The 9,652-nt window shown below is 74.3% G+C and carries 11 protein-coding genes; 5 read left to right on the forward strand and 6 right to left on the reverse strand.

Annotated features, from left to right (window positions below; all coding sequences use genetic code 11):
- On the reverse strand, positions 1–479 hold a 479-nt coding region (locus tag CCN29_RS24550), incomplete at its 3' end, for a DNA-3-methyladenine glycosylase I (protein ID WP_086684507.1).
- Positions 476–838 (reverse strand): DivIVA domain-containing protein, encoded by a 363-nt coding sequence (locus CCN29_RS24555; protein ID WP_031060328.1) that lies wholly within the window; start codon positions 836–838, stop codon positions 476–478. The genes CCN29_RS24550 and CCN29_RS24555, both read right to left, overlap by 4 nt.
- A 132-nt stretch (positions 839–970) precedes the next feature.
- Between CCN29_RS24555 and folP the strand changes: the two genes are divergently transcribed.
- Complete coding sequence (gene folP, locus CCN29_RS24560) at positions 971–1,831, forward strand: dihydropteroate synthase (RefSeq protein WP_006135603.1); 861 nt, start codon at positions 971–973, stop codon at positions 1,829–1,831.
- An 85-nt stretch (positions 1,832–1,916) separates the two neighbouring features.
- On the opposite strand, the gene CCN29_RS24565 is transcribed toward folP, so the two are convergent.
- Both CCN29_RS24565 and dapE read right to left on the reverse strand, forming a co-directional pair.
- Positions 1,917–2,675 carry an LOG family protein gene (locus tag CCN29_RS24565; RefSeq protein ID WP_006135604.1) on the reverse strand — a complete coding sequence of 253 codons (759 nt, stop codon included), beginning with the start codon at positions 2,673–2,675 and terminating at the stop codon, positions 1,917–1,919.
- A 120-nt stretch (positions 2,676–2,795) separates the two neighbouring features.
- Positions 2,796–3,875: a succinyl-diaminopimelate desuccinylase gene (gene dapE, locus CCN29_RS24570; protein WP_006135606.1), complete on the reverse strand. Its 1,080-nt coding sequence runs from the start codon at positions 3,873–3,875 to the stop codon at positions 2,796–2,798.
- A gap of 84 nt (positions 3,876–3,959) precedes the next feature.
- Here dapE and CCN29_RS24575 point away from each other — a divergent pair, with 84 nt between their 5' ends.
- Together CCN29_RS24575 and CCN29_RS24580 are read left to right on the forward strand one after the other, a co-directional pair.
- Complete coding sequence (locus CCN29_RS24575; RefSeq protein WP_228731397.1) at positions 3,960–4,958, forward strand: VldE C-terminal domain-containing protein; 999 nt, start codon at positions 3,960–3,962, stop codon at positions 4,956–4,958.
- 200 nt (positions 4,959–5,158) lie between these two features.
- Positions 5,159–5,497: a hypothetical protein gene (locus tag CCN29_RS24580; RefSeq protein WP_006135608.1), complete on the forward strand. Its 339-nt coding sequence runs from the start codon at positions 5,159–5,161 to the stop codon at positions 5,495–5,497.
- A gap of 424 nt (positions 5,498–5,921) precedes the next feature.
- Here CCN29_RS24580 and CCN29_RS24585 read toward each other — a convergent pair whose 3' ends face one another.
- Together CCN29_RS24585 and fdxA are read right to left on the reverse strand one after the other, a co-directional pair.
- On the reverse strand, positions 5,922–7,019 hold the full coding sequence (locus CCN29_RS24585) for a bifunctional succinyldiaminopimelate transaminase/glutamate-prephenate aminotransferase (protein WP_086684513.1): 1,098 nt from the start codon (positions 7,017–7,019) through the stop codon (positions 5,922–5,924).
- Positions 7,020–7,130: 111 nt separating this feature from the next.
- Positions 7,131–7,448, reverse strand: coding sequence for a ferredoxin (gene fdxA, locus CCN29_RS24590; protein ID WP_006135610.1), 318 nt, complete (start codon positions 7,446–7,448; stop codon positions 7,131–7,133).
- Between the two features lie 140 nt (positions 7,449–7,588).
- On the opposite strand from fdxA, the gene CCN29_RS24595 reads away from it, so the two are divergent.
- On the forward strand, positions 7,589–8,680 hold the full coding sequence (locus CCN29_RS24595; protein WP_086684517.1) for a GNAT family N-acetyltransferase: 1,092 nt from the start codon (positions 7,589–7,591) through the stop codon (positions 8,678–8,680).
- Between the two features lie 17 nt (positions 8,681–8,697).
- Positions 8,698–9,561: a transglutaminase-like domain-containing protein gene (locus CCN29_RS24600; protein ID WP_086684520.1), complete on the forward strand. Its 864-nt coding sequence runs from the start codon at positions 8,698–8,700 to the stop codon at positions 9,559–9,561.
- Positions 9,562–9,652 lie beyond the last annotated feature (91 nt).

The raw sequence follows: 9,652 nt of genomic DNA on the forward strand, positions 1-9,652 counted from the left end.
GTCTTGGACAGGGCCGTGGACTCCGGGGTGACCGCGGGGACGTCGGCGAGGGTGCGCGGGGCGGGGCGGCCGGCCGGCTCGGGGGCGTGGGACCAGATCAGGGCGTCCAGCTCGCCCGGCGCCCAGCCGGCCAGCACGCGCGCGTTGGCGAGCGTGGCGTCGATCTTCGCGCGGTTGCGGATGATTCCGGCGTCGGCGAGCAGCCGCTCGCGGTCGGCATCGGTGAACTCCGCGACCTTGGCGATCCGGAAGTCGGCGAAGGCGGCGCGGAAGCCGGGGCGGCGGCGCAGGATCGTGATCCACGACAGCCCGGACTGGAACGCCTCCAGGCTGAGCCGCTCGAAGAGGGCGTCGTCGCCGTGCACCGGGCGGCCCCACTCCTCGTCGTGGTAGGCGAGGTAGTCGGGGGCGGACAGTGCCCAGGGGCAGCGCGGCAGGCCGTCGGGGCCGAGCGGCGTGTCGCCGGGGGTGTCGCTCACCGCTGATCGTCCTCCGGGTGCGGCGCGGGCTTGTCCGCCGACAGGTGCGCCGCGGCGGCGCGGGCGCCGGCCAGCGCGGACTCCAGGTCGGCGATCCGGGCGTCCCGCTCGTCGAGTTCGGCGGCGAGGCGGCCCAGGGCGTCGTCCACGTCCGCCATGCGGTAGCCGCGGGCGGCGAGCGGGAAGCGCAGGCGGTCGACGTCCGCGCGGCCGACCGGGCGGTCCGGCGGCAGGGAGTCCTGGAGCCGCTCCGGCGCCGCCTCGGGCAGCGGGGCGTTGTCCCCGCCGCCCACCACGGCGAGGGTCACCGCGCCCACCACGACGGCCAGCGCGACGACCAGGAACAGGAACATAACCATCGCCGGGGCCCCCACGGTCGGATGAGTCGGAGTCGGATGTGTGGCTCCGATCGTGCCATGCGAGTCTGACAGTCGGGACCGCCGGGCGGACGGAGGCGGCCCGGACGGCAGGACGAGGAGAGGTTCCAGGGGATGCTCAGGCTGGGCAGGCGGGAATTCGCACCGCACGAGCGGGTGATCATGGCGATCGTGAACCGGACCCCGGACTCCTTCTACGACCAGGGCGCCACCTTCCGCGACGAGCCGGCGCTCGCGCGCGTGGAGCAGGCGGTGGCCGAGGGCGCCGCGATCATCGACGTCGGCGGGGTGAAGGCGGGGCCCGGCGAGGAGGTCTCGGCCGAGGAGGAGGTGCGGCGGACGGCCGGTTTCGTGGCCGAGGTGCGCCACCGCTTCCCGGACGTGATCATCAGCGTGGACACCTGGCGGCACGAGGTCGGCGAGGCCGTGTGCGAGGCGGGCGCGGACGTGCTGAACGACGCGTGGGGCGGGGTGGACCCGCGGCTCGCGGAGGTGGCCGCCCGCTACGGCGCGGGGCTCGTGTGCACGCACGCGGGCGGGGCCGAGCCGCGGACGCGGCCGCACCGGGCGGCGTACGACGACGTGATGGCGGACATCCTGGACGTGACCCTGGGGCTGGCCGAGCGGGCCGTGTCGCTGGGGGTGCCGCGGGAGTCGGTGATGATCGACCCGGGGCACGACTTCGGCAAGAACACCCGGCACAGCCTGGAGGCGACCCGGCGGCTCGGGGAGATGGTGGCCACCGGGTGGCCGGTGCTGGTGTCGCTGTCCAACAAGGACTTCGTCGGCGAGACGCTGGACCGCCCGGTGAAGGAGCGGCTGGTGGGGACGCTCGCGACGACGGCGGTGTCGGCGTGGCTGGGCGCCCAGGTGTACCGGGTGCACGAGGTCGCCGAGACGCGTCAGGTGCTGGACATGGTGTCGTCGATCGCCGGACACCGGGAGCCGGCGGTGGCGCGGCGCGGGCTGGCGTGACGGGGGCCCGCGTGACGGGGGTCGGCGTGACAGAGGCGGGGCGGCGGGGTCGTCGCCCCGGCCGCCCCTGAGGTGCCGCGGGCGGTCAGCGGCCCGCTTCCTTGGAGACCAGGGCCACGGCCTCGTCCACGTCGTCCGTGACGTGGAACAGCAGCAGGTCCTTCTCGGCGGCCTTGCCCTGGGCGATCACCGTGGAGCGCAGCCAGTCGACGAGGCCGCCCCAGTACTCCGTGCCGAAGAGCACGATGGGGAACTGGGTGACCTTCTGGGTCTGCACCAGGGTGAGGGCCTCGAAGAGCTCGTCGAGCGTGCCGAGGCCGCCGGGCAGGACCACGAAGCCCTGCGCGTACTTGACGAACATCATCTTCCGGACGAAGAAGTACCGGAAGTTCAGCCCGATGTCGACGTACGGGTTGAGTCCCTGTTCGAACGGCAGCTCGATGCCGAGGCCGACGGAGACGCCGTCGGCCTCCAGGGCGCCCTTGTTGGCCGCCTCCATGGCGCCCGGGCCGCCGCCGGTGATGACGGCGAAGCCCGCCTCTACCAGGCCCCGGCCGAGCCGCACACCGGCCTCGTACTCGGGCGAGTCGGCGGGGGTGCGGGCGGAGCCGAACACGCTGATCGCGGGCGGGAGCTCGGCCAGGGTGCCGAAGCCCTCGATGAACTCCGACTGGATGCGCAGCACCCGCCAGGGGTCGGTGTGCACCCAGTCGCTCGGCGCGCGCTCGTCCAGCAGCCGCTGGTCGGTGGTGCTGGAGTCCACCTGACCGCGCCGGCGGAGGACCGGTCCCAGGCGCTTCTCGTCCGGCGGCTGCCGCTTCCCCTCGGGGTTGCCCGTAGCCATGTGCGCTCCCTCCGTTTGCCAGGTCGTACCGCCTCAGCGTAGATCTACGCGGGTTACGTACGGGGGACGTCAGCATGTCCACGTGAGAGCGTTCCAAACGCGCACCCGCCCGTACGGGGGTCAGGCGGTCAGCCAGGACCGCAGCCGCTCCTCCCCCGCGAGGATCTTCGCCGTGTCGACGCGCTCGTCCCGCCTGTGGGCCAGGTGGGGGTTGCCGGGGCCGTAGTTCACGGCGGGGATGCCCAGCGAGGAGAAGCGGGAGACGTCGGTCCAGCCGTACTTGGGCTGCGGGGTGCCGCCGACCGCCTCGATGAAGGCCGCGGCGGCCGGGTGGGACAGGCCGGGCAGGGCCGCGCCGCTGTGGTCGTCGACGACGAACTCGGTGACGCCGCAGTCGGCGAAGACCTCCCGGACGTGCGCCAGGGCCTCCTCCTCGCTGCGGTCGGGGGCGTAGCGGAAGTTGACGGCGACGACGCACTCGTCGGGGATGACGTTGCCGGCGACGCCGCCGGAGATGCCGACCGCGTTGAGGCCCTCGCGGTACTCCAGGCCGTCGATCACCGGCCACCGGGGCTCGTACGAGGCGAGACGGCCGAGGATGGGGGCGGCGGCGTGGATGGCGTTGGAGCCCATCCAGCCGCGCGCGGAGTGGGCGCGCTCGCCGGTGGTCTTCAGCAGCACGCGCAGGGTGCCCTGGCAGCCGCCCTCGACCTGCCCGTCGGAGGGCTCGAGGAGCACCGCGAAGTCGCCCTCCAGCCAGTCGGGGTGCGCATCGGCGACGTGCCCCAGGCCGTTGAGGTCGGCGGACACCTCCTCGTTGTCGTAGAAGACGAAGGTGAGGTCGCGGTTGGGCTCGGGGACGGTGGCCGCGATGCGCAGCTGGACGGCGACCCCGGACTTCATGTCGCAGGTGCCGCAGCCCCACAGGACGCCGTCCTCGTCGAGACGCGAGGGCACGTTGTCCGCGATCGGGACCGTGTCGATGTGGCCGGCCAGGATCACCCGCTCCGGGCGGCCGAGGCGGGTGCGGGCCACGACGTTGTTGCCGTGCCGGTCGACCTCCAGGTGCGGCAGCGCGCGCAGCGCCGCCTCGATGGCGTCCGCGAGCGGCTTCTCCGTACCGCTCTCGGAGGGGAAGTCGACGAGCTGCGCGGTGAGGCGCGCGGCGTCCAGCGTGAGGTCAAGCGGGGTGTCGGCCATGCCGTCGACCCTAGCGCGGGAGGTGAACGGCCCGGTGTCCACACCTGGCTCACATGTGAACGTACTCTCCAGTACCTTGTACGCGTGCCAGAGCCGTCCCCCACTCCTCAGCGCAAACGCCGTGGCCGTCTGCTCCGTTGCGGCGCGGCCTTCGCGGTGCTGTCAGCCGTCGCCGGTTACCTCGTGGTGCAGTACGTCACCGGAGGCTCGGGCGGACCGGGCTGCAAGGTCGTGTCCGGCAAGGGCGACGGGGCGACCTACGAGTTCACGCCCGAGCAGGCGGTGAACGCGGCGACGATCACCGCCGTGGGCACCGCGCGCGACCTGCCCGAGCGGGCCGTGACGATCGCGCTCGCGACCGCTCTCCAGGAGTCGGCGCTGCGCAACATCGACTACGGCGACCGCGACTCGCTGGGCCTGTTCCAGCAGCGTCCCTCGATGGGCTGGGGCACGCCGCAGCAGATCACGGACCCGGCGTACGCGGCGGAGAAGTTCTACGAGCACCTGGAGAAGGTGCCGGGCTACACGCGGCTGCCGCTCACCGTGGCCGCGCAGAAGGTGCAGCGCAGCGGCTACCCGCAGGCTTACGCCAAGCACGAGCCGGACGCGACGCTGCTCGCCGCCGCCCTCACCGGGCGCTCGGGCGCGACGCTGACCTGCGACGGCCGCCCCGCGGCGACCCGGGCGAAGGGCGCGGACGCGGTACGGGCCGCGCTGGCGCGGGACTTCGGGCGGGACGTGCTGGAGCCGGCGGGCGCGGAGGTGGACGACGCGAAGGGGCAGTCCTCCGCCCCCTCTTCTCCGGGCGCGTCGCCCGGCACGGAAGCGGAATCCGTTGACGGCACCGTGACGCTGCCGGTCACCACCGTCTCCGGTGACCGGCGGGACGCCGGGGCGCGGGGCTGGCAGCTGGCCCACTGGGCCGTCGCCAACGCCTCCGAGCTGCACATACGGAGTGTCACCTACGCGGGCCGGGAGTGGGTCGCCGGGCACACCGACAGCCAGTGGCGTCCGCTGGACGGCAAGGGGTCGGCGAGCTCGGACGGGGAAGCGGAAGCGGTCCGGATCACGACCGGGTCGTAGTACGCGGCGTTCCCGTGCAGGCGTGCGGGTGATCACCCGGAGGCGTTGATCGGGTCCGACATTGCGCCGCATTGCCGACTCTTTGCCGGACACGCGCGCAACCTTCTGGGCGGTCGGGCGGTAGTCAGTGCGTCCCGGGCGGCCGGTTCCGACCGTCCGCCCTCCCGGACATCACCGTTGTCTGCCGTCGAAGGAGCACCATGTCCCTCCCCCTGACCCGTCGGATCGCCCGTGCCGCGCTGCTCGTCGCTGCGGGAGCGGCCGCCGGGGTCGGTGCGGCCGGTTCCGCGAGCGCGGCGCCGTCGCTGCCGTCCGCCCCGAACCTCGGGCTGAGCGCCCTGGACGGTGCGCCCGGCAAGACCGTGGGCAACGTGACGCGGGGCGTCGAGAAGACCACGCCCGACGCGACCGAGGTGGCCCCGGCCGCGGGCACGACCGTGAAGAAGGCCGTGCCGGTCGTGAAGGAACTGCCGACCGACTCCCTCGGCAAGAGCGGCCCCACCAAGAACCTGCCGGTCAAGGACCTGCCCCTCGGCTGACCCCACCGCCGAAGGCGACCGAGCAGCGATCCGAAGGGGCCCGGGACCCTCTCCCCCCGGGCCCCTTCGGCGTGTCCGGCACCCGCCCGCGGCCACTGTCCCGGCACCAGGACGGCGGGGTCCCGCCGGGCGACGCCTGCGGCGCCGCTGGTCGGCCGGCCGATCGGCGGCGGTACGGGTCGCCGTCCGGCGAAGCCGGAGGCAGCCGTTCCGGCAGTCACACGGCGGTACGCCACGACCAGGCGCCACGCCCGGTCCGACGAGTACCGCGCGGCCCGGTCACCGTGTCATCGTCCGGCGGGCGGACGGAGCTCTCCCCCGGACCGGGGGCCCGGCGGCCTGCTGCGGGACGGCTCTGGCAGCCCGTTGCCGACCCGCGGCGGACGGTCGGGACGTGCCCGCCGGGAGGGACGGCGGGCCGGTGTCAGGAGGTCAGGCGGGTGACCGCCGCACGCACGCGTTCGTCCGTCGCCGTCAGGGCCACGCGGACGAAACGGTCGCCGGCGGGGCCGTAGAAGTCGCCGGGGGCCACCAGGATGCCGTGGTCGGCGAGGTGGGCGACGGTGTCCCAGCAGGACTCGTCGCGGGTGGCCCACAGGTAGAGGCTCGCCTCGCTGTGCTCGATGCGGAAGCCGTGGGCGAGCAGCGCGTCGCGCAGGGCCGTGCGGCGGGCCGCGTACCGCTCGCGCTGGACGCGGACGTGTTCGTCGTCGCCGAGGGCCGCCACCACGGCCGCCTGGGTCGGCGCCGAGGTCATCATCCCGCCGTGCTTGCGGATCTCCAGCAGCGGGCCGAGCACGGCCGGGTCGCCGGCCAGGAACGCGGCGCGGTAACCGGCCAGGTTGGACCGCTTGGACAGGGAGTGGACGGCGACGATGCCGTCGTAGGAGCCGCCGTTGACGTCCGGGTGCAGCACCGAGACCGGGTCGGCCTCCCAGCCCAGCTCGAGGTAGCACTCGTCGGAGAAGACCAGGACCCCGTGCTCGCGGGCCCAGGCGATGATCCTGGTCAGCTCCTCCTTGGGGAGCACCCGGCCCGTCGGGTTGGACGGCGAGTTGAGCCACAGCAGCTTCAGCCGCGCGGGGTCCAGCTCGGTCGGGTCGTCGTACGCCACGTGATCCGCGCGGGCCAGCCGGGCGCCGACCTCGTACGTCGGGTAGGCGAGCCGCGGGTAGGCGACCTGGTCGCCGGGGCCGAGGCCGAGCTGGGTGGGGAGCCAGGCGACGAGCTCCTTGGATCCGACCACCGGAAGGACGTGCCGGTGGGTCACCTCGCGGGCGCCGAGCCGGTGTTCCACCCAGCGGGTGAGCGCGTCCCGCAGTTCCGGGGTGCCCCACACCGTGGGGTAGCCCGGCGAGTCCGCCGCGGCGATCAGCGCCTTCTGGACGTGCTCGGGCACCGGGTCGACGGGCGTGCCGACCGAGAGGTCGACGATGCCGTCGGGGTGCGCGGCGGCCGTCTTCTTGTACGGCTCCAGCTTGTCCCAGGGGAAGGCGGGCAGCCGGTCGGAGACTGCGGACACGGGCGGGGGCTCACTTTCTGGTGCTGGTTCGGCGAACGCCTCGGTCCCGTACGGCGGCGGGGCCGTACGGGACCGAGGGCGACGCGTCGGTGCGGGGCCGATGCGGGACGGCTACGCCTGCGGCGGCAGCGCGGCGATGAACGGGTGGTCCCGCTCGATCAGACCGAGCTTGCTGGCGCCGCCGGGGGAGCCGAGCTCGTCGAAGAACTCGACGTTCGCCTTGTAGTAGTCCTTCCACTCCTCCGGAGTGTCGTCCTCGTAGAAGATGGCCTCGACCGGGCAGACCGGTTCACAGGCGCCGCAGTCGACGCATTCGTCCGGGTGGATGTACAAGGACCGCCGGCCCTCGTAGATGCAGTCGACCGGGCACTCCTCGATGCACGCCTTGTCCTTGACGTCGACACAAGGCTGCGCGATGACGTAGGTCACGCTGTCGTTCCTCCTCGATAGGGCGCTGGCGGGCCTCCTCAGGCTCCGCCGCCTGGCGCGCGGGAGCGCGGCGTCGTCGATGCCCGCCCCTAGTATCTCCGTTCCGGAGCATGATCCGAACAGGAGGGGTGAACTGACCTGTGGAAATCTCAGCCGCCGGGCGCCTCGAGGTCCGTATCACCGCCGCTGACGTGGGGAAACGGGTCTCCGTGAGGAGCTTGATCGAACATGGTCCCTCGGGTGAGAAGTTCACCGACACGGTCGGGGTGCTCACATCATGGGACAACGGTGTGTTGCGAATCACAAGGAAGAGTGGCGAACGTGTCCGCGTCGCCGAGTCCGCGCTGGTCGCGGGCAAGGTCGTGCCGGGCGCCCCGGCGCGTCGTCGTGGCCCCGCGGCGTCGTACGAGGAGCTGGCCCGGGTGGCCGCCCGGGGCTGGCGGCCGGTGGAGAGCGAGCGGCTCGGCGGGTGGGAGCTGCGGGCGGCCGCGGGGTTCACGCGGCGCGCCAACTCGGTGCTGCCGCTGGGCGACCCGGGCCTGCCCCTCGACGACGCGCTGACGGCGGTACGCCGCTGGTACGCGGCCCGCGGGCTGCCGGCGTACGTCCAGACCGCGACGGGCGCGGAGGGCACGCAGGAGCTGCTGTGCGCGGAGCTGGAGCAGCGCGGGTGGGTGCGCGAGGTGACCGCGGAGCTGTGGACGGGCGGGCTCGCGCCGGTCGCCGACCTGGGCGACGACACGTCCGGAGTGCTGCTGTCCCGGGACGCGGACGAGGCGTGGCTGGCGCGGTACCAGCGCAAGGGCGTGAGCGAGGTGGCCCTGCGGGTGCTGGGCGGAGCGTCGCCGGAGGCCCCGGCAGTCCCGGGTGAGCCGTCGGTGTGGTTCGCGACCGTGCCGGGTGGGCCGGGCGCGGCGGCGCCGGCCGCGATCGGGCGGTGTGTCGTGGACGGCCGGTGGGCCGGGTTCGCGGCGGTCGAGGTGGATCCGGCGCGGCGGCGGGAGGGCCTGGCCACGGCCGTGATGACGGCGCTGGCCGCCCGTGCCCTGGCGGAGGGCGCCTCGGCGGCCTGGCTCCAGGTCGAGACGGACAACGAGGGCGCCCGGGCGCTGTACGACCGTCTGGGCTTCGCCCCGCACCACGCGTACCACCACTACCGCGCCCCGGAGGGACGTACGCCGAAGGAGTCCGCTCCGGATTCGTCGGCCACGGCGGGTGACGGGACGCCGTGAGCGGGCACGAACCGGGTATGCGCTCCCCCTGTCCCCCGCCGCCCGACCGCTCCGCCGAACTGCGCAAGCGGTTCGCCGGGGAGGCCCGCTGCGAGCGGCCGGGCCTGTCCGCGCTGTGCCTGCTGGTGGCCGCGGAGGGCGACGGCACGCTGGACGAGGCGGGCATGGACGCGGTGGAGATCGAGCTGGACCGGCTGGCGGGCGAGCTGCCGCACCGGCCGGGATCGCCGCACGCGTGGGCGGTGGCGCTGCGGGACCTGCTGGGCGAGCGGTACGGCTTCCACGGCCTGCCGGACGACTACCGGCGGCTGGAGTCCTCCCTGCTGCACGCGGTGCTGCGGCGGCGGCGCGGGCTGCCGATCCTGCTGTCGGCGGTGTGGATCGAGGTGGCCCGGCGGGCGGGCGCGCCGGTGTACGGCGTGGCGCTGCCCGGGCACTTCGTCGTGGGCTTCGGCGACCCTGAAGGGCCGGGCGCGGGACAGGTGCTGGCCGACCCGTTCGACGGCGGCCGGGTGCTGACCGGGCCGGACGCGGAGCTGCTGGTCGCCGGGGCGACCGGGGGCCCGCTGGAGCCGTCGATGCTTACTCCGGCGGGGACGCTGGAGGTGGTCGCGCGCATCCTGAACAACGTCCGCGCGTGGGCGGCGACCCGCCCCGAGCGCACCGACGTCGGCCTGTGGGCCCTGGACCTGGCCCTGCTCCTCCCCTCCCACCCGGCCCGCCTGCGCCACGAACGCGCCCAGCTCCTGGTGCAGCGCGGCGAGTTCACGGCGGGCGCGGCGGAACTGGAGGCGTACGCGGACATCGTCACGGCGGTCGACCCGGAGGCGGCGGACCGCATCCGGGGAGAGGCCCTGGCGGCACGCGCCCTGCTCAACTGACGGCGGTTCTCCAGCACCGGGCCAGTGCCGACCCCCGCCCACGGCGTCCCGCCCGGCGGCCTGACCCACCCCGCCGGGCGGGACGCCGTGG

Source organism: Streptomyces pseudogriseolus (assembly GCA_002154585.1).
In the GTDB taxonomy this organism is placed as follows: Bacteria; Actinomycetota; Actinomycetes; order Streptomycetales; family Streptomycetaceae; genus Streptomyces; species Streptomyces pseudogriseolus.